The sequence below is a fragment of the Bdellovibrio sp. HM001 genome, assembly GCF_055397275.1.
In genome coordinates, this window is record NZ_AP029174.1 from 3,023,180 (window position 1) to 3,042,931 (window position 19,752).

Consider the following 19,752-nt stretch of genomic DNA (forward strand, 5'->3'; position numbering starts at 1 on the left):
CACCCTAGGGTCTCTTTAACCGAGACCCTTTTTTTATTCCCGCTTTGAGACTTTAGTCCCCCCTCCTTTATTCCGATAATTTGAATAAGATGCGCACAAGGTACGTCAGTAAAATCGCTATTTTAGGATTCCTCTGGCTGATACTTGCAGGATGCTCTGACAGCAATCCGCAAGTGCAGGTTCTGCGCGCCTTGGATGATCTGACGTTCAATCCTCAATCGATTGTTACTTCCAGCCTCACCTCCGTACCGATACAAGCCCGCTGTGCACAGTATGTGAACACCATCGAAATGAGTCTGGACGGCGGAGCCACCTGGTTGTCTCCGTCCGCCTATGACAACTCCGCGGCGAGTTCCTGTAAAGACGGAAAGTTCCAGGTTCAGCTTTCCAACCTCAAAGCCCCTTGGAATACGATGAACATCACCTCCGGTCAGACGTTGAAGGTGAAGTTCCGCGCACAGCCTCGTCCCGGTCACTATTTCTACAAGGAAGTTGAAATCCAGTACACACCTTCCACCTCGCGCAGTCAGGACATGCTTGTCGGATCTGCGACCGAGCAAAATGGCTCGGGCCTGCGACTGAAAAGCCGTCTGCGCACCTCATCCCAGCATGTTGCCACGGGTGGAAACTTCCGCATCCAAGGGAGAATCACTGAATGACATCCCTAGGCAGAATCTTTGCTTTTTTAAGTTCTTTGCTTTTGCCAGCGGCCGCCCAGGCGGCTTCGCCCTCTGCGGGAGCAATGTTTGTCTATGAAGGCCTGCTGACGGACACGGCCGGCACACCCATCACCTCCCCGCAAACGGTGACTTTGCAAATCACAACTGGCGACAGCACATGCACCATGTACGAGGAAACTCACAACGTCGTCCCGGGTGGTCAGGGCGAATTCAGTGTGATTGTCGGCAGTGGCACACGCACGGATTCCACCAACAATACGGCCGATCGCATTTTTGCGGTCAGCGGCTCGGCAACCTGCACCTCCGGCGGCACGACAAGTTTCTCTGGATCCTACGCACAACGCCGACTGCGAGTGCAGGTCGGTGCCACCACCTTGACTCCGGATATCGTCATCAACAATGTTCCCTTTGCAATCAATGCCGCCCGCCTGGAAGACAAAAGAGCCAGCGACTTTGTTCAAACCAGCGCGAATATTTCACAAAGCCGAGCTGAGAATATCTTCAGCCGCTATTCCATTTTAGACTCACTTCTTACTTTGTATTCCGCCCCTGCAGGGAACGGACAGATTCTGATCGGCAACGGCACCGGCTTCAGTCCATCCACATTGACAGCAGGAGCAGGTATCAACATCACCAACGGTCCGGGTTCGATCACGATCAGTGCCTCCGGTGGTGCGGGCTCCGTGACCAGTGTGACGGCCCTGTCGCCGTTGGTGGTCAACAACGGAACCACCACTCCGGAGATCTCCATGCCGGCAGCCAATGGGACTTCCGGCGGCTATCTGACGGCCAGTGACTGGACAACCTTCAGCAATAAGATGGATAAAACTCTGGCTGACGGAAAAGTTTTTGTCGGCAATGGCGGCGTGGCCACCGCCGTTTCTGTGAGTGGGGATGCCACTCTGAGCAATGTCGGGACCCTGACTCTGAACTCGGTCAATACTGCCGGGACCTATTTTAAAGTTGTGACCGACTCCAAGGGTCGTGTGACTTCAGGCTCTGCCTCTTTGGTGTCTGGGGATATCCCGAATCTGGACTGGAGCAAAATCACTTCGGGCAAACCGACGACGATTGCTGGATACGGAATCACGGACGCCGTCATGAAAACCGGTGACGTGATGAGTGGTGCCCTGAATATGGGCAGTAACGACCTGGTCAATACCGGCCACATCGTCATGAGCTCGCAAAAAACCTTGCGCCTGGGAACTTATACCGATGCACAAGAAACCACTCTGACCGGCTCCCTGAGCGCGGTGCACGTGGGTTACAGCTGGTACAATTCCACCTCAAATCAGATTAAGTACTGGAATGGTTCGGCCGCGGTGGCGCTGGGCTCTGCCGGTGCGGGAATCACAAGTCTTACAGGTGATGTCACAGCTTCAGGTGCTGGCTCTGTGGCTGCCACAATTTCCTCCAATGCCGTGACAACCGGAAAAATTCTGGACAGCACAATTCTTAAGGCCGATCTGAACTTTGGCGGAACCAACGCGGCAACTTCAGGCATGATGTTTGTCGATAACGCTGGAAAGTTCTTCAACTTCGTGTGTTCAACCGCCGGACAAGTCCCCACTTGGACGGCCACAGGTTTCGCCTGTCAGATACCTGCGGGCTCCGGGGGCACGGTCACTTCTGTCAATGGCAGTGGCCCTGTGCAAGTGTTGAACTCGACAACAAACCCTACGATCAGTATCAACGACGCCACGACCAGCGCCAAAGGTGTGGTTCAGGTTGGATCCGGTCTGAATGTTTCCGCTGGGGTCATCTCCGCCAATCCATCAACTTTCCCCAGCACCGTACCGGTCAGCAAGGGTGGAACAGGCGTAACGACACTGGCGGCAAATAAGCTGCTGATGGCTAATGGCACTGGCGACGCACTCGCCGAGTTCAGTTGCGCCCTGGGGCAGATCATCACCTTCAATGCCTCAAACGTTCCGGGATGTACAACCTATACCGGGGCTGGCCTTCTTTTGAATGGCGGCAACAGCTTTACTGCTCCAATTAACATTGGCACAAATGACAACCAGCCTATGAGCTTTAAAACGAACAATGCCACCCGTATGACTTTGGATGAAACCGGCCGTGTGGGTATCGGCACCGGAGCTCCCAGTGCGCTTTTGACGGTCGCTGGCTCTGGCGAAGTCGCTCAGTTTATTTCAAACAGCACCGGCGGTATCGCCGTCGACACTACCGCCACCAATTACAATCCATCTCTGATAATGAAGAAGTCTGGCCTGAAACGCTGGACTATTATGGTAGATGCCAACCTTGAGACCGGTTCCAACGCCGGATCTAATCTGTCGATTCTGCGTCACAGTGATGCCGGATCTGTTCTGGGCTCAGCCATGACTATTGACCGCGCCAGTGGCAATGTTGGTATCGCAACGCCAAACCCACTTTACACTCTGCAGGTCACAGGAACTGCTGCTTTAAGTTCCAGCACGGCGTGGACCATGGCTTCAGACCAGAGACTGAAAGATGTTGATGGTCAGTTTGAATATGGTCTAAATGAAATCCTGCAACTTCGCACTGTTCGCTATCACTACAAAAAGGACAATCCAATGAAACTGCCGGCGGATCAACCGCTGACAGGATTTATCGCCCAGGAAGTTCAAAAGGTCATCCCCGATGCCGTTCGCACTAATTCGCGTGGCTATCTGGAACTGAATGTGGACCCGATTCACTGGGCCACAGTGAACGCCGTGCAGGAACTGCATGGCATGTGCAAAGCCTCTGAGGAACAAATCCAAAGTATCAACCGTCGCGTTGCTTCCTTGGAAACAGAGGCCGCGGAAAAAGATCAACGCATCCGAAAGCTCGAGGAAGAAAATCAAAGTCTCAAAAAAGATCTTGAGCTGATTAAAGCCAAATTGGGCCTTCAGTAATTCCCAAAGCGAAACCGCTCTTGTGTCTCAATGTAAAACGAGGGCCACGCTTTTCTCCACACTTCTTACATTTTTGTTAAACTTATAGGTATCTGACTGTCGAGGTACGTACGATGACAAAAATGCTTTTAGTCGCACTGTTGCTGATATCCCCTTTTGCATCCGCCAAAAAGAACAAGCTGGAGCAAGGTTCTTTGCGAACCCGCGGTTTGCTGAAAAAAATATCCTGCAGCTATCAGGGCCATGGGAAAACTCCGACAGGAGAGAGCATTGGTTCGATTGATTTTGCGGATCCCGAAAAAACGGTGTGCGACCCGCTTTCGGGTGAAAGCAGTTCTAATACCAACCAGGGGCTTTTTGCAAAGTTGATCGTCAAAGGACCTGAGATGACGACGCCGGTAAGATCGGTGATGGACTTCTATAACAAAGGCCTTCGCCTGGAGCAGGATTTATATTTTGCTGATGTCAATGTCCCGACCCGCCCGTTCACTTCCGGCTTTTCAACAAAGTCCGGAGAAGTCCTGCTGGATGCCAATGGCGAAAAATTGATTGAAAACTTTGCTATCGAATACACTTCCGTGCTGAAGCTTTCGGACCAGGATCGTGAAGGCCATTACGAAATTTCTTTGTTGTCCGACGACGGAGCGCGCTTGTTTGTCAAGGAGGGGGACAGCTGGAACGAGCTGGTGAATAACGACGGCAATCACCCGACCCGCCTGGGCTGCCCGTACCGAACGATTGAGTTGAAAAAAGATTCGGCCATTCCGATCAAACTTCTTTACTATCAGGGACCACGCTATCATATCGCCAATGTGATGTTATGGAAGCATCATAAAAAAGCCCACTCTTGGAAGAAGCCTGCCTCTCATTCCCTGTGCGGCATTCAAAGTAACACTTTCTTCTTCAATCCTAACAACGGTAAGAAGCAGGCCGCGATGAAGGTGCTGGAGCACATGGGCTGGGATGTTGTTGCCCCCGCCAACTTCCAGATGCCGGATTTAAAACCCAACCCGTGCGTGGAGCCGGATTTAGCCATCAGTAACTTCCAGGTGGCCTCTGTTTCCGGTGCCACAGCCCGAATCACATGGTCCACCAATCTGCCAGCTAGCAGTCAGCTTTATATCGTGAATATATTCACGGGTGAGGAAATGTACACCACGCTGGATTCCGAACTGGTCACAAACCACGTGGCCGTATTGGATGGCTTGATCCATGGTCTGCAGTATCAGATCCAGGCCATCAGTGTTGATGCCAAAGGAAAAGAAGTTCGCAGTCAGCCGATCTTGCTTCTGCCCTAGCTCTTATTTCTCATCCCGGTTTCAAGCTTGAAGCCGGGACCAAAAATACAACGACTGACAGAGGCATTTGGTTGACGCTTCCCGCATTATTCAGCTCCCCGGTTGAGGGGCATCCCAGTTGACTTTTGCCCCCGGGACCTGATTATCTGTCCCTTATGGAAACAAAATATCTGTCAGGTTTTGGCAATCATTTTTCTTCAGAAGCTCGCGCGGGCGCTTTGCCCGCCGATCAAAACTCTCCGCAAAAAGCGCCTCATGGACTTTATCCCGAACAGCTCAGTGGCTCGGCTTTCACAGCCCCTCGCCACACCAATCTGCACTCCTGGCTGTATCGCATTCGTCCGTCAGTCATGCACAAGTCTTTTGTGCCGCTAAAGGATCTGACAGCAAAGACCTTCTTCAAACCTCAGCATATCAATCCCAATCAAATGCGCTGGAATCCATTAAAAGCACCTTCCGTGCCTGTAGATTTCGTGGAAGGCATTCGCACTGTTTGCGGGGCTGGCTCTGCTCTTGAACAAAGAGGTTTGAGTGCGCACCTTTATGCCTTCAACAAGAGCATGGGTTCACGTTATTTCATGAGCGCTGATGGTGACTTCCTGCTAGTTCCTCAAAAAGGATCTTTGCAGGTAAAAACAGAAATGGGCTTCCTGGAGCTGGAGCCTGGTGAAATCGCCGTGATCCCCCGAGGAATGAAGTTTCAGATCAACCCTCTTAACGGAGATCTTTGCACAGGATACATCGGAGAGAACTTTGGTGCTCCTTTCCGCCTGCCTGATCTGGGTCCTATTGGCGCCAACGGTTTGGCTCATCGTCGCCATTTCCTGACTCCTGTTGCGGCGTTTGAAGATCTTGAAGGAAAATTTGAGTTGATCGGAAAATTCGCCGGTGAACTCTGGTCCGCCGAAATGGGTCATTCGCCTTTGGACGTTGTGGCTTGGCATGGAAACTATGTTCCTTACAAATACGACCTGCGCAAGTTTAACACGATCAACACTGTCAGCTATGACCATCCAGATCCTTCGATCTTCACGGTACTGACTTCCCCCAGCGATACGCCGGGTGTTGCCAATGTGGACTTTGCCATCTTCCCACCTCGCTGGATGGTGGGTGAACACACCTTCCGCCCACCGTACTTCCATCGCAACTGCATGAGCGAATATATGGGTCTGATCTATGGCGAATATGACGCCAAGACCGCAGGAGGCTTCGTGCCAGGTGGCGGAAGTTTGCACAACTTCTATTCCGCCCATGGTCCTGACGTGGACGCCTTTGAAAATGCCAGCAACGTGGACTTGAAACCGCACAAGATCGAAGCCACCATGGCCTTCATGTTTGAGTGCCGTTCGCCTTATATGGTGACTGATTTCGCGATGGAAAAAGATTTCCTGCAAAGCGATTATCAGGACTGCTGGCAAGGTTTTAAAAAATACTTCAAATAAAAAAAGCCGGGGCAACCCGGCTTTCTATTTTTTACTTTAAGGCTCATCTTCAGAGGGTAGATAAACCCACTCACCCACGCCGTTTTTCAGACAGAAAACTTTCACACGTTCTTCAAACCACGAGCCCAGATTAATAGCGCGGACACGATGTCCGTTAATTGTTTCTGTGTGATCATCAAAGACATGCATGTGGCCTGATACAATCAGATCAAACGGCTTTTGCGCATAAGCCGTGGCTGTATGCCCGCGGATCATTGAGATCAGTTCACCTTCATTGGACATTCGGTAGTGCCCACTGCGTTCACGACTTTTTTTGCTGGCTTTGTTACCCAGATGATCCCAGAATTTACCCGGCAAAATATTTCCCAACGGCTTGACGTAGGGATTACGGATGATACTGCGGTATTTGAGATATTTCTGATCGTTCATATTGATCAGATCGCCATGTTCACAACGCACGCGAACGCCATCAATCAGATAGTACTGTGCCTCGACAAAAACTTCGATCCCCAGACGCTTCTGGAAATAACCTTCGACATGCACATCATGGTTGCCTTCGATGAAAGTGATACGGGCACCCGCCTTGCGCAAATCACTCAGAGCTTTCATCAGAGGATCAAACTTTTTGGCAAAGTAAGTGTGTCCGCCCACCCACAGATCGAAGATATCCCCGAGCATGAAAAGGTGAACTTGCTGCGGATTTCCCGCCAGCAAAGAACGCAAAAAGCGCAACAGGATTTTCCCATTGCGCTCTTCAGCGGTTTTCAAGTGAATGTCGGATATGAACCAGGCTTCCACTATTCTTTATTCAGATCGAAACCTTGTTTCTTGCGGATGAAGGCAGGAACTTCAAGATTCTGGCTGGAGAATGGAGAGCTTAGAACTTCACGAGCCATGCGACGAGCTTCTTCCAAGGACTGTTGTTCATGATCTACGTTCATGGACAACTGCTCTGGATTGCTGTGCTTGGATTTCAAGTCCTGGCTTTCTTTGAAAGCGCGGGCTTTTGCCAACAACATGTCACGTGGAGACAGTGAAGATTCCACTTGCGGTTGAATCGGTGTTGCCACTTCCTGAGAAGGAGCCACCGGAGTCTGAGCAGCCACATTTTGTGCGGCCTGCTGAGCCACTTGCGGAGTCACGGCAGCCACAGGAGGAACAACCACAGTCTCAGTGACCTGAGGAGCTGCCTCTGTCTGCTGTGGTTGATGCGTAAAAGTCATAACCTGGGACTGAACCGCAGAGATCGGCGGAAGTTCAACCGCTGGCATCTGAGGCATCGCAGGCATTTGTGGCATGCTTGGCATTGCCGGCATTTGCGGGAACTGAGGCATTTGCGGCATGGTCGGCATCTGTGGCATTTGTGCCATTTGCTGCGGCATTTGTGGCATTTGCGGCATCTGCATGTTCATCCCGCCAAACTGCGCTGCATTTTGGTTCAGGAAGTTTTGCATTTGGTTCACTTGCGCCATGTCGTTCACTAGTTTCACATCGTGAGAATCGAAACCAGTCGCAATCACAGTCACACGAACTTCATCGCCCATGCTTTCATCGATAACCGCACCGAAGATGATTTCCGCGTCTTCGTGAGCTGCTTCTGTGATCAGAGTGGACGCTTCGTTCACTTCGTACAAGGATAGATCAGAACCACCAGTCACGTTGATGATGATGCCAGTTGCACCGTCGATTTTTACATTTTCAAGAAGTGGAGAAGAAATTGCTGCTGTTGCCGCTTCAACCGCACGGTTGTCACCTTTAGCAGCACCAGTTCCCATGATCGCAATGCCTTTGGAAGACATAACTGTACGGATATCTGCGAAGTCCAAGTTGATCAGACCGCGGATATTGATCAGATCAGAGATACCTTTAACAGCTTGCAAAAGAACTTCATCGGCTTTTTTGAAAGTTTCCAGAAGCGGAGTTCTTTCAGCTGCGATGGAAAGAAGTTTTTGGTTCGGGATCACGATCAGAGTGTCCACGTTTTCTTTCAGATCCGCCAAACCGCCTTCAGCGTGCTTGCCACGTTTTTTACCTTCGAACAAGAAGGGCTTTGTTACCACACCGATAGTCAAAGCACCCAGTTCACGAGCGATCTTTGCCACGATCGGAGCGCCACCTGTTCCAGTACCACCACCCATACCGGCAGTGACGAACACCATGTCTGCGCCTTCCAATTTTTCAACGATTTCGTTGTAGGATTCAATAGCAGCTCTGCGACCCACATCCGGATTCGCCCCTGCGCCCAAACCTTTTGTCAGATCAAGTCCCAATTGGATTTTGTTCGGGGATTTGCTGGCGTTCAAAGCTTGGATGTCTGTGTTGGCAACGATGAACTCCACACCGTTCATGCCGGACTCGATCATCGTGGCAACAGCGTTACTTCCGCCACCGCCTACGCCAACGACCTTGATATTTGCTCCGATATTGATATTTTCTTCCAATTCAAACATTTCGATCCTCCCCACAGAATCATCCACCAGCGCTAAGGCTTCGGCGGACACAGAGTAAAAAATTTAAAAAATCTGTCCAAAAAAGTCTTTGATCTTCTTAGTGATGCCGTCCAAGGATTCACCAATGTTCACTTCCTGCTGTTGTGCCTGAAGCAGATCTTTTCTCTGCCCCAATGCCCACATCAGAAGACCGACAGCGGCGGAGAATTCTCCAGACTTCACCACATCTGTCAGGCCACCGATTTCGCGAGGAGCCCCTCTGCGAACCGGGATATCAAAAACAAACTCACCCATCTCAATCAGGCCATCCAGATTGCTGGCACCGCCCGTCAGCACGATCCCGGAACCCAGCATCGGCATCAGACCGCTCATACGAATGTCATTGGCGATCAGATTCAGAGTTTCCTCTGCACGCGCCTCAATAACATCCGCAAGATCTTTGCGAGGAATCACGCGGGACTTGCGTCCACCGACACCTTCGACTTCGATAGTTTCGTTTTCATTAACCATGGAAGCCATGGCACAGCCATGCTTCTTTTTAAGCTCTTCCGCCGCAACCTGAGGGGTGCGAAGCCCCACAGCCACGTCGTGAGTAAAGTGCTGACCACCCACTGGAATCACAGAGGAGTGCGCCATGCTGCCATTGACGAAGTAAACGGCATTACAAGCGCCGCCACCCATATCAACCACACACACGCCCAGATTTCTTTCATCGTTAGAGATCACAGCCGTCGCCGAAGCGAGCTGAGAAAGAACCAGGCCTGCGATTTTAAGACCCGCTTTTTCAACACATTTAACTGTATTATTGATAGCACTCTGACCACCGGTCACAATGTGCACGTTGGCTTCCAAACGAATGCCCGACATGCCGATAGGATCGGTGATCCCGTCCTGGCCATCGACTTTGAATTCTCTTGGAAGAACGTGAAGAACAGAGCGATCCGCCGGAACAGCCACCGCTTTGGCGGCTTCGATCACGCGGTCAATTTCAGAGGCGGTGACTTCGCGGTTTTTGATCGCCACCATGCCCTTGGAATCAAAAGAGGAAATATGAGAACCGGCAACACCCACCCAGACTTCTGAGACAGTGTAACCGGACATCAATTCTGCTTCTTCTTTTGCTTTTCTGATGGAATCCGTAGTGGCTTCGATGTTAACAACGACACCTTGACGAATCCCTGTGTTGGGAGCGGTGCCGACGCCTGCGACTTCAATTTTTCCTTCGGGATTGACTGTGCCGATGACGAAAGAGACTTTGGTAGAACCAATGTCCAAGCCAGCCAATACCGGAGCTTTGGGTTTCGATGTACTCATCCTTAAGTCCTCACGGATGCCTAAACTAATAAAGCTTCTGTAAGACCACCCGATAAAATCATTTCAAGGGGCTATAAAGTGGGGCATCTACCCGACTTTGATCGGTCTTCCAGACTTAAGCTTAGGGATCCTTACGCAACCTGACAAGGACTTTCTTTGACAGATTCGCGTCTATGACGCGCGCGTCAAACTGGCGGGATTCAAGATAGTCGACAACCTGACTGACTCGTGCAGACTTCAAAGACACTTGGTCTTCGCCCATCTTCACCTGGATTCCTGTTTTGATCATGGTCATCCAGAAGCCTTCTTTGTTGTCGTAACGAATTTCAGAAATTGTTTTTCGACTGAACGATCCTTCAGCAGGAATCTGCTCGACCAGATCCACGGCCTTCTTGCGCAGTTCTGCTTTTTTCATGAAGCTGTCGCCCTCAAGAAGGACAACATCCGGAGCCTGCTTGCTTTCAACAGGATCCAAAAGTTCTCCACCCTTAATGATGGGAACCAGCTTTCCATTTTTGCCCATATAAAGAAGCTTCACTTCATAAGGACGAACACGCACTGACAAAGTCGTCGGCCAACTGCGCTTGATGTTCAGACTTTCAACCCAGTTCATCGCCTTCACATCGCGTGACACAGACTTCAGTTTGATGTTCCAAAGCGACAGCCCCTTGTATTTCTCAAGCGAAGCTTCCAGGCGATCCACGTGAGGGCGCAGGAATTGCTCTTGGCCTGGGGGTGGATTTTCCAAAATCACTTCCACTTTACCAATATCAAAAAAGCCGTTTTTATTAAGATAGAAAAGCGTTCCCGCCAATGAAAGCGGTAAGATAATAAATCCAAAGATAAGTTTCAAAACGAACTTCTTCACTGAAGTGACTCCGCAAATCCTTTGCTGCCGTGACTTTTAGATTAGCAACAAGATCGCCAACAATGAAACGCTGTCCGCAAAACACGACCTAGGTCTCTGCCCCGACCAAGATCCCAATCTGTCAATTAAACTCATTGAATACGAATTTAGAACTATATTGTTTTTGTAATGTTCTCCGATACCTCCATGTCGAAGGAGTTCAGCATGAAGTTTGGCAGCAAAGTGATCCTTAACGTGGCAATATCGTGTGTAATTTGCACCATCGCTGCTGTTGGTATCTCTTATTCAAAGATCCACCAACAAGGTCGCGATCAGTTGATTGACAAGTCCCGCGCCATCCTTTCGCGCCTGGAGTCCATTCGTTCTTACATTGCCCTCAGCGACAACCTGCCAAGCGAATTCGCCCGCACTGTTGAAGCTTATCCCGATGGCAAGCTTCCCGAGGAGGTGCGCAAAAACCTTCTGCGCAAAGTTCCCATCTTCGCCTCTATCGTCGTCGGTTTTGAAAATGCCGAGCAGGATGGCTACAAGTTCCGTGTCTTTGCAGAGGATCCGCGACGTGATCAGAACAAAGCCACTGCAACTGAATTGGAAATTCTAAAGCGCTTTGAAGCCAATCCTGAACTGAAAGAAATTATTGAAGGTGACAACAATCAAGTGATTGTCTATCGCCCGGTCCGCCTGTCCGAATCCCAGGGCTGCCTGCTGTGCCATGGCAACCCGGCAACCAGCCCGTGGGGGAACGGCAAAGACATTTTGGGTTTCCCGATGGAAAACTGGAAGGACGGAAAACTGCACGGCGTATTCGCCGTCACTTCCTCCACCGATGGTGTTTCCACCGCGGCCACCAACACCACCACGTCCATTCTGATCTGGGCCCTGATGATCACTCTGTTGATTCTGTTAGTGTCCTACATCCTTCTGCGTTCCCCGCTGAATGCCCTGCTTGCGGCTATCAACAAACTCAACTCAGCGGGGGCACAGGTTTCCACAACTGGAAACGAGATTTTCACCTCCAGTCAGAATCTGAGTGACTCCGCGGTGAAGGCAGCGGCCTCTATCGAAGAAACCTCTGCTTCCACAGAAGAGGTGTCCAGCATGGTTAAGATGAACAGCCAGCACGCCAACAAAGCCCGGGATCTGGCCCAAACCGCGCAGGAAAAAGCGCGTGTGGGTGAAAATGAAGTCCAAAAACTGACGACCTCCATGGATGACATCTCTTCCAGCTCCAAAAAGATTGAAGAGATCATCACCGTCATTGACGATATCGCCTTCCAGACCAACCTGCTGGCCCTGAATGCCTCTGTCGAGGCGGCACGAGCGGGTGAACACGGCAAAGGCTTTGCCGTCGTTGCTGACGCTGTTCGCAGTCTGGCCCAACGAAGCGCCACTTCCGCCAAAGAGATTTCTCATCTGATCAACGACAGTGTCGAAAAGATTGTGGCCGGACATGAGGTTGTTCGTACCAGCGCTGAATCCTTGAAAGAGATTGTTACGACCATCGAACAACTTTCCTCTTTGAACACCGAGATCTCTTCTGCCAGCACAGAGCAAGAACAGGGCATCACCCAGATCAATCGTGCGTTGAACGACATGGATAAGATCACCCAGGCCAATGCTGCCGCCGCGGAAGAGTGCGCTGCGGCCTCTGAAGAGCTTACGCGTCAGTCATCTGTGATGGAAGAAGCAGTCCAGCAACTCAATGTTATCATTACAGGAAAGCAGCAACAGGCTGCCTAAAGTCATTTCTTTGCCGCAGATATGATCTGAATCATGGACCCGCAGACTTAAAGTGTTATCCTTCATTCAAGACGAAGGAGGATAACACATGAGTTCCCATTCACTTCTAATCGCCGATGAGCTTGAGGGCAAAGACGAGGTCACTCTGAGAAGGTCCCAGGTCAATCGCAAATTCGCCTCGGACCTCTCTGTTCGCCTGCAGTGCTCTGTCGATCTGATCTATGTTAAAACTCTTAAAGACATCCCCGGTCGTCTGTCTTTAAACGCCAGCGAAAAATCCAAACTAATTGCCCAGAAAACGCAACAGCTGGCTCCGGTGATGAAAAGCTTCACTCGTCCTGGCAAACTGATCGTTAAGTTTGGCTCGCCTCTGCGCGAGATCTCCAATGCCGTTAAAGATTCCCACAACATTGAGGCTCTGATTCTGGGCTCCCGCGCTTTGAGTGGCATGGATCGCTTCTTCCTTGGCAGCGTCGCCGAAGAGGTCGTTCGCTATGTCAAACGCCCTGTCTTTATCCTGGGCCCTGGAACACAAAATGATCAATACGCACTTTCAGAAAGAAAAGAACTGCGACTGATCATCGCCACGGATCTGACCAAGAAATGCCGGGCTGCTGAAACCTACGGAATCAGCTTAGCCAAGCGCTTGGGAGCCAAAGTGCTGCTCTATCATTCTGCTGCGGAAACTCTGCGCACGGTCGAGCAATATGTCTTTGCCTCTGGCGAAGCGACTCCCAGCATTGACTCCATCTTTGAAGACATCAAAAAAGACGCCATTAAGTCTATGGAAAAGCGAGTGACTCGCCTGAAAGCCAAGGGCATTGATTGTGAAAGCCACATTGAAATGGAAAAAACCCCCTTTGCCGACACACTTCTAGCCAGCCATAAAGATTCCATGGATCTGATTTGCATGGGCGATGATAGCAGTGGCGGCCTGTTCACTTCCCTGTTGGGAAGCAACTTGCGAGATATGATCGCAAAGTCGCCGGTTCCAGTCGTCGTCGTCCGGGGCTAGGCACATCAAAAGCGCTCCGTAATTTCAACGCGTCTCAATCTGAGACGCGTTTTTTTATCCTGCGTGTCGGCCCCTCTTCGTCACTTGTTCATCGGCTGGACGATCGTAAGCCCCTGGTTTTCCTATGAAGTGGACGGACTCTTGCACCTTCACAGGGCATGAAACGAATGTGTCTTGCGCTCACAAATATCCTGTTCACTTTTTTGGCTCTGGCCAGTCAGGCTGAAACAAAAAAAATCTGCACCATGACCCTGAATTCAGCCGACGAAAAGCAGGTTCTGCAAGACCTTTATGCATCGGAAAAAGTCGAAGTCATCGAGCTGGTTCCAAGCCAGAACAAAAACCCTTATTGGCTGCAGAATGCCTGCAACGCCGGGATCGAGTGTGACGTGCTGCTGGTTTCCGGTCACTTTGGCGGTGTGTTCTTTGGTGAAGGTGTCAGCACCACTTTGGATTTGAAAGAACTTGAACGCTTGAGCTGCTCAAACTCCTGTCCGGGAATTTTAAAGAAACCCAAAGATGTCTTCCTGATGGGATGCAACACCCTGGCCACCAAAACCCGCGACAAAAGGTCCATCGAAGAATACGTGGAAGTATTGATTAAAAATGGCTTTCCTCGGGATTTAGCCGAACGCGTGGCCTTTTCCCGCTATTCTGATTTCGGCATGAGTATCAGCCAGATCTTTGCGTCGGCCTTCCCTCATGCAGAACGCCTGCATGGGTTTTCCAGCACAGGCCCCCTGGGAAAGGTGGCAGGTCCCCTGCTGCGCCAGGCCCTGCGCGGAACCAGCGCGGAAACATTCTTCAGCAAAGGCCCGGACACCACCCGCCTGAATAAACTTTTTGCCGGAAGCAGTTACCGCATCGTGGAGCCGCGCAAAGAACTGGATCAAAACTATAAAACCCTGACTTGCAATGCCTTTTCCAGCAGCCCGAACCATAATCAGGATGCGATCGCCTTCCTGTCCCAAAAACTGCACCTGAAGAAATATTATGAGCCACTTTTAGAGGCGACCGAGAATCCTGTCTTTATGAAGCTGTTGAAAGAGACCCTGGAAAAATCCCCCGAGGTCGCCCGGAACTTTGAATCCTTCTTTGCCGAAATCAGCACTGCCCGTTCACTGCCGCTAAAGATGAAAATGCAAATCGTTGATCTGCAACACCAGTTGGGACTGCTGCCAGAGGTCGTGAAATTCGATCTGCAGGAACAAATGATCCGCCGGCGCCTTGGCGAGGGACTGAACTTCATCATCACAGATCAGTTCTGCGCGATGAAAGATCAGCTTAAAGAGATTGAACTCAAAGCCTCGTGGCTTCGCGCCTCCCCGGACGCCTTTCAGTTTATTCCCCGCCTGAGTCAGTGCTTCGGCGGATACGATGCCGGCGTTGAGGGACTGCTAAAAGAAATGATGTACAGTGCCGACCCATCCATGTGTCGAGAGTCTTTGCGTGCCTTGAAGGGGCACTTTCACTCTCAAGACTATCGCGAGCTGCTGAAGGCCTCTGCCCACTGGCCTCGCCGGGACCGTTTTGAACTGAAGTACAGCACAGGACTGAACAGTCCCACGGAGTGGCTCAGCGCTGATGTTCAGGCTTGCCTGAAAAATGCCGCCACGGGCAGCACCAGCTCGGATCGGGACGGTGCCCGCTGGAGCTGTTACAACAGCCATGAGATATCCGTTGATTCACCGGTAAAGTGCCATGAATTTGCAGGTCAGTTTGAAACTCAAAGTGTGACCGGCATTGCCTGGAGCTGTTTAACCCGCTTTGAAACAGACATCCATCTGGGGGCCTGCCTGGCTTCAGCGGAACATATTGCTGATCCGGAAAACTCTGATGACGTGCGCTGGTACTGCTGGTCCAAATTGTCCCAGCAAAATCAGCTGAGCCGTTCCGAGTGCCTGGCCCTGGCGTCCTCGATGAAAATTCAAGGCAACCGCTTCAAGGCCAATTGGAATTGTATGAACCGTCTTAAATAAAATCCTTAGAGGTGATTAAGGACATCCAGTCCTAGCTTCCAACCATCTCCGGCACCGAGGGTGACAAAGACGTCGCCCTCTTTCAACATGCCCAGAATCTTCTGCGTCGCCTTTTCATCGCGCACAAAATAGTGAGCATGTTCATGCTTCATTTCCTGCGCCAGCTTTTCACTGGTCACACCAGGAATCGGGGCTTCACCCGCCGGATAGATATCCGTCAGAAGAACTTCGTCAGCTTCCATGAATGCCGTGGTGAAATCATGCCAGCAGTGCTGCGTGCGTGAATAACGATGCGGCTGGAAGAAAACCACCAGTCGCTGCTGCGGATACTTCTCACGGAAGGCCTGCAACACCGCACGCACTTCTGTGGGATGGTGTCCGTAGTCGTCGTAGATCTTGATGCCTTTTTTCTCGCCCTTGAAGTGGAATCGGCGATCCACGCCTTCATAGCGCTGAAGACCTTTGGCACAAGTTGCAAACGGAATCCCCGCAGCCACCCCTGCACAGATCGCCGCCACTGCATTCAGGGCATTGTGACGTCCCGGCACCTTCAGGTTGAATTCGCCCACCAGATGTTTCGTCCCCAGCAAACGGTCGTTGCGATGAACAGCATAGTGACCTTGTTCACCGGACACAACCAGATCGTTCTTTTCATCAAAACCATAGAACAAAATACGCTTCGGGAAATTTTCGAAGATCTGACGAACCAACGGATCATCCCCGCACACAATCACTTTGCCATAAAAAGGCACTTTCAAAGCAAAGTCGTGGAAGGATTTCTGCACATTTTCAAAAGTTTTGAAGTGCTCCAGATGGTCGGAATCAATGTTGGTGATAATGGCAATTTCCGGGGACAACTTATGGAAGCTTCCATCAGACTCATCGGCTTCCGCCACCAGCCATTCGCCCGAGCCCAGCATCGCTGTGGACTTGATCAGCTCAAAACGTCCGCCGATCACGATCGTCGGGCTTAAGTTCGCCTCCAGGAAAATCGCGGATGTCATAGAAGTTGTCGTCGTCTTGCCGTGCGTTCCTGCGACTGCAATACCACGCTTCAGTCGCATGATTTCGGCCAACGCCTCCGCGCGGGGAATCAGCGGAATCTGACGAGCGCGGGCCTCTGAGATTTCCGGGTTTCCGTACTGAATCGCACTGGAATACACAACCACATCCGCATCCCCCACATTGGAGGCCGCGTGACCTTTGAAAACTTTGACTCCCAGTTCTTTCAGTCGCTCCGTGTTGGCATTTTCGGCCATATCACTGCCAGAAACTTTCGCGCCGATGTTATGCAGAAGCTCCGCAAGACCGCACATACCGATACCACCGATACCGACGAAATGAAATTTAGCGTGCTGTAGTTTCATTGCAGAATTTCCTTTGCGATCACCGTCGCAGATTGAGGGATATAGAAACTCTTTATATTCTGAACCATCTGATCACGCAAAGCTTTATCACCGCGCAAAGATTGGACTTCTGAAATCAACCTTTCCGGGGTTAAATCTTTCTGCAGAATCATGCGGCCCGCGTTTCTCTCGACCAAACTTTCTGCATTCTTCTGCTGATGATTGTCCGCAGCAGGCAGTGGAATGATGATCGGAATAATCCCGAAGGCCGCGGCCTCCGCGATGGAGCTAGCCCCACCCCGACAGACGATAATATCGGCCCACTGATAGTACTTGGCCATATCGTAAATGAACTCAAACGGCTGCACCTCACAAGGCGCCCCTTTTTGATATTTTTCAGTGATGGCTTTGATATCGGCTGACCCGACCTGATGAACCACAGAAAGATCCTGAACCCAGGCTCCTCCCGCCATCACCGCATCACTCAGACAGTTATTCAGAACTCGTGACCCCTGACTGCCACCAAAAGCCAGCAGGTGGAACTTTTCGTTCTGAGAACTTTGATGTACGGCACTTTCGATTTCCGCACGCACCGGCATACCGGCTTGTATGATCTGACTGTTCTTCAAATATTTCTTGGCTTCTGCAAAAACCACGAAACACTTGTCCACGAAGCGGGATAAAAGCCGGTTGGCCATCCCCGGCATCGCATTAGGCTCCCATATCGCCGTGTTGAAACCAATAATACTGGCAGCCAACACAAAGGGACCTGAAGCGTAGCCACCCACCCCGATCACATAAAGGGGTTTCAGTTGCCCCAGCAAACGAACGGATTGCCACAACCCCACAGGGATCTTGAGCAGGGTTTTGATTCTTTGCAGAGGGCTTTTTACGTTTAATTTTCCGGATTCAATAAAGTGCAGTGGAAAGCCTTCGCGGGGGACAATCTTCCCCTCCAGGCCCTGGCTGGTCCCCACGAAATGGATTTCCAGTTCAGGATCCAGTTTCTGCAACGCCCGGGCAATCGCAATCCCCGGATAAATGTGTCCGCCAGTTCCTCCCCCGGCGATCACGATGGTTTTCTTAGAAGTCATTTATTATTCACCTTTGATGTCGTCCAACGAGAACCGAAGCGACGGGAAAACTTGTCCTCTTCAAATGAGTTCTCTATGTTCAGAATCAGACCAAACATAAAGCACAAGGACACCAAAGAACTACCGCCGTAACTTAGGAACGGCAAGGTCAAACCTTTGGTCGGAAGCAAGCCCATCACAACACCCGCATTGATAAAGACACTCAACCCAAATGTCACTGACAATCCCAAAGCCAAAGCTCTTTTGAATGGCTCCTCAGCTTTGACCGCAATCTGCATTCCCCGGAAAACCACAAATCCGTACAAAGCCAGAATCAAGACAAATCCGACAAAACCCATTTCCTCACCCAGCACAGCCAGTGTGAAGTCGGTGTGAGCTTCAGGAAGGAAGAACAATTTCCCCTGACCCTGACCCAATCCCGCCCCGGTCAAACCACCGGAATGAAAGCTCAGCATACTTTGAATCACCTGAAAGCCTTTTTGTGCCGGGTCCGCCCACGGATCCAGGAAGGCCAACACACGCGCTCGACGATAAGGAACTGACATCACCAGGAAGTAGAAGGCAGGGATCAAAACCGCCACCGCTGCGGCGATGTACTTCCACTGCAGACCGAAAGCGAACAACAAAGTCACACCCACCATCAAAATAATGGCGAAAGTTCCAAAGTCAGGCTGCTTCAGCAAAAGACCCAACGGGGCGATCATGGCAAGAATAAGCCAATGCCACTTCACCCGACCCAGGAAGTTTTCCTGACGACACAACAAACTGGCAAACCAGACACTGAACGCAATCTTCAAAAGTTCACCCGGCTCAAAACGCACACCGAATGGCAACTGGATCCAGCGAATCGCTCCACCCACTCGAACCCCCAGGCCCGGAACAAAGGTCGCCAACACTCCCAAAGTTGCTGCCAGCCACAAGGCCCAGCCGTATTTTTCAATGTAGCGGAAAGGAATGTGGATAGTCCCGATCAGAATACCCATTGCAAGAACCGCAAAGATCAGTTGTCGCTTGAAGAAGAAAAGACCGTCCCCGTAGGATTCGATCGCGAAGATAAAGCTGGATGAATAAACTTGAACAAGACCTATTCCCAAAAGAGTGATGATGGCAAGAAACAGGCTGCTGGACAGATATCTCAACATAAAAATGGACTCCCGACCTTTAGTTTAATCAGGAATCCATTTTATCGTCTATGACTGGTAAAAAAGCTGGACCCGATTATTCAGAGACAACTTCAGCGTCAGATTCTACTGTTTCCGACTTGGCTGGAGTGGCCGGTGCGGACTTCTTGGGCGCGGCCGCTCTTCTTTCGGAGCGGTTGGCCGTAGCACAGCAATAGATGACACCGGAATGGTCAGAAGAGTTTTTGTAATTAGTCACAGTGAAGTTTCTGCTGGAGTCACAGCGCTTGGCCATGGACATGCTTAGCTCCACATCCAGATCCGGGAAAAGATCCCCACTGACAAATTCGCAGTACATACCGGAAGAAGCAGCCAGTCGTTCACGCTCTTGCTGGCGAGCTTTGAATGTTCCGGAAGCACAGCCGGAAAGAATTAAAGCGGAAGCGGGAATTAAAAATAGAAAATGACGAGACACAAAGCCCTCCTGGCAGATTCATGTGTACATACTCAAAGGGCCTCATCC

General features: G+C 50.8%; 15 protein-coding genes. 7 read left to right on the plus strand and 8 right to left on the minus strand.

Annotation, left to right across the window (positions count from 1 at the left end):
* Positions 1-89 precede the first annotated feature (89 nt).
* The 4 genes from ACZ5ZZ_RS14210 to hmgA all read left to right on the plus strand — a co-directional run bounded on the left by ACZ5ZZ_RS14210 (position 90) and on the right by hmgA (position 6,302).
* Positions 90-659 carry a hypothetical protein gene (locus ACZ5ZZ_RS14210; protein WP_464131926.1) on the plus strand — a complete coding sequence of 190 codons (570 nt, stop codon included), beginning with the start codon at positions 90-92 and terminating at the stop codon, positions 657-659.
* Positions 656-3,562, plus strand: a complete 2,907-nt coding sequence (locus tag ACZ5ZZ_RS14215) for a tail fiber domain-containing protein (RefSeq protein WP_464131928.1) — start codon at positions 656-658, stop codon at positions 3,560-3,562. The genes ACZ5ZZ_RS14210 and ACZ5ZZ_RS14215 overlap by 4 nt, the downstream gene beginning before the upstream one ends.
* A 122-nt stretch (positions 3,563-3,684) precedes the next feature.
* A complete protein-coding gene (locus ACZ5ZZ_RS14220) occupies positions 3,685-4,860 on the plus strand; it encodes a hypothetical protein (RefSeq protein WP_464118355.1) in 1,176 nt (391 codons plus the stop codon).
* Positions 4,861-5,015: 155 nt separating this feature from the next.
* Complete coding sequence (hmgA, locus tag ACZ5ZZ_RS14225; protein WP_464139982.1) at positions 5,016-6,302, plus strand: homogentisate 1,2-dioxygenase; 1,287 nt, start codon at positions 5,016-5,018, stop codon at positions 6,300-6,302.
* Positions 6,303-6,338: 36 nt separating this feature from the next.
* On the opposite strand, the gene ACZ5ZZ_RS14230 is transcribed toward hmgA, so the two are convergent.
* From ACZ5ZZ_RS14230 to ACZ5ZZ_RS14245, 4 genes are all read right to left on the minus strand, one after another.
* On the minus strand, positions 6,339-7,100 hold the full coding sequence (locus ACZ5ZZ_RS14230; RefSeq protein ID WP_464139984.1) for a UDP-2,3-diacylglucosamine diphosphatase: 762 nt from the start codon (positions 7,098-7,100) through the stop codon (positions 6,339-6,341).
* Positions 7,100-8,752 (minus strand): cell division protein FtsZ, encoded by a 1,653-nt coding sequence (gene ftsZ, locus ACZ5ZZ_RS14235; RefSeq protein ID WP_464131930.1) that lies wholly within the window; start codon positions 8,750-8,752, stop codon positions 7,100-7,102. The genes ACZ5ZZ_RS14230 and ftsZ overlap by 1 nt, the downstream gene beginning before the upstream one ends.
* Before the next feature lie 63 nt (positions 8,753-8,815).
* A complete protein-coding gene (gene ftsA / locus ACZ5ZZ_RS14240; protein ID WP_464131932.1) occupies positions 8,816-10,066 on the minus strand; it encodes a cell division protein FtsA in 1,251 nt (416 codons plus the stop codon).
* 121 nt (positions 10,067-10,187) lie between these two features.
* Entirely contained in the window at positions 10,188-10,934 is a 747-nt protein-coding gene (locus ACZ5ZZ_RS14245; protein ID WP_464118360.1) for a cell division protein FtsQ/DivIB, read from the minus strand.
* A 204-nt stretch (positions 10,935-11,138) separates the two neighbouring features.
* On the opposite strand from ACZ5ZZ_RS14245, the gene ACZ5ZZ_RS14250 reads away from it, so the two are divergent.
* The 3 genes from ACZ5ZZ_RS14250 (at position 11,139) to ACZ5ZZ_RS14260 (ending at position 15,668) form a co-directional block, all read left to right on the plus strand.
* On the plus strand, positions 11,139-12,674 hold the full coding sequence (locus tag ACZ5ZZ_RS14250; RefSeq protein WP_464139986.1) for a methyl-accepting chemotaxis protein: 1,536 nt from the start codon (positions 11,139-11,141) through the stop codon (positions 12,672-12,674).
* An 88-nt stretch (positions 12,675-12,762) separates the two neighbouring features.
* Positions 12,763-13,689 carry a universal stress protein gene (locus ACZ5ZZ_RS14255; protein ID WP_464118362.1) on the plus strand — a complete coding sequence of 309 codons (927 nt, stop codon included), beginning with the start codon at positions 12,763-12,765 and terminating at the stop codon, positions 13,687-13,689.
* A 158-nt stretch (positions 13,690-13,847) separates the two neighbouring features.
* Complete coding sequence (locus tag ACZ5ZZ_RS14260) at positions 13,848-15,668, plus strand: hypothetical protein (protein WP_464139988.1); 1,821 nt, start codon at positions 13,848-13,850, stop codon at positions 15,666-15,668.
* 5 nt (positions 15,669-15,673) lie between these two features.
* Here the strand turns inward: ACZ5ZZ_RS14260 and murC are convergent, their stop codons facing one another.
* The 4 genes from murC to ACZ5ZZ_RS14280 all read right to left on the minus strand — a co-directional run bounded on the left by murC (position 15,674) and on the right by ACZ5ZZ_RS14280 (position 19,704).
* Positions 15,674-17,035: a UDP-N-acetylmuramate--L-alanine ligase gene (murC, locus tag ACZ5ZZ_RS14265; protein ID WP_464118364.1), complete on the minus strand. Its 1,362-nt coding sequence runs from the start codon at positions 17,033-17,035 to the stop codon at positions 15,674-15,676.
* The gene (gene murG / locus ACZ5ZZ_RS14270; RefSeq protein ID WP_464131938.1) at positions 17,032-18,108 is read right to left on the minus strand and encodes an undecaprenyldiphospho-muramoylpentapeptide beta-N-acetylglucosaminyltransferase; all 1,077 of its coding nucleotides are present in this window, start codon (positions 18,106-18,108) and stop codon (positions 17,032-17,034) included. Before murG ends, murC begins: the two co-directional genes overlap by 4 nt.
* Entirely contained in the window at positions 18,105-19,250 is a 1,146-nt protein-coding gene (gene ftsW, locus ACZ5ZZ_RS14275) for a putative lipid II flippase FtsW (protein WP_464118368.1), read from the minus strand. Before ftsW ends, murG begins: the two co-directional genes overlap by 4 nt.
* 76 nt (positions 19,251-19,326) lie before the next feature.
* On the minus strand, positions 19,327-19,704 hold the full coding sequence (locus ACZ5ZZ_RS14280; protein ID WP_464139990.1) for a hypothetical protein: 378 nt from the start codon (positions 19,702-19,704) through the stop codon (positions 19,327-19,329).
* Between the last annotated feature and the right edge of the window lie 48 nt (positions 19,705-19,752).

Coding starts and splice junctions, on each gene's coding strand:
- ACZ5ZZ_RS14260 (WP_464139988.1), top strand. CDS start 13,848: ATGAAACGAATGTGTCTTGCGCTCACAAATATCCTGTTCACTTTTTTG.
- ftsZ (WP_464131930.1), bottom strand. CDS start 8,752: ATGTTTGAATTGGAAGAAAATATCAATATCGGAGCAAATATCAAGGTC.
- ACZ5ZZ_RS14255 (WP_464118362.1), top strand. CDS start 12,763: ATGAGTTCCCATTCACTTCTAATCGCCGATGAGCTTGAGGGCAAAGAC.
- ACZ5ZZ_RS14210 (WP_464131926.1), top strand. CDS start 90: ATGCGCACAAGGTACGTCAGTAAAATCGCTATTTTAGGATTCCTCTGG.
- murG (WP_464131938.1), bottom strand. CDS start 18,108: ATGACTTCTAAGAAAACCATCGTGATCGCCGGGGGAGGAACTGGCGGA.
- ACZ5ZZ_RS14250 (WP_464139986.1), top strand. CDS start 11,139: ATGAAGTTTGGCAGCAAAGTGATCCTTAACGTGGCAATATCGTGTGTA.
- ftsW (WP_464118368.1), bottom strand. CDS start 19,250: ATGTTGAGATATCTGTCCAGCAGCCTGTTTCTTGCCATCATCACTCTT.
- murC (WP_464118364.1), bottom strand. CDS start 17,035: ATGAAACTACAGCACGCTAAATTTCATTTCGTCGGTATCGGTGGTATC.
- hmgA (WP_464139982.1), top strand. CDS start 5,016: ATGGAAACAAAATATCTGTCAGGTTTTGGCAATCATTTTTCTTCAGAA.
- ftsA (WP_464131932.1), bottom strand. CDS start 10,066: ATGAGTACATCGAAACCCAAAGCTCCGGTATTGGCTGGCTTGGACATT.
- ACZ5ZZ_RS14215 (WP_464131928.1), top strand. CDS start 656: ATGACATCCCTAGGCAGAATCTTTGCTTTTTTAAGTTCTTTGCTTTTG.
- ACZ5ZZ_RS14220 (WP_464118355.1), top strand. CDS start 3,685: ATGCTTTTAGTCGCACTGTTGCTGATATCCCCTTTTGCATCCGCCAAA.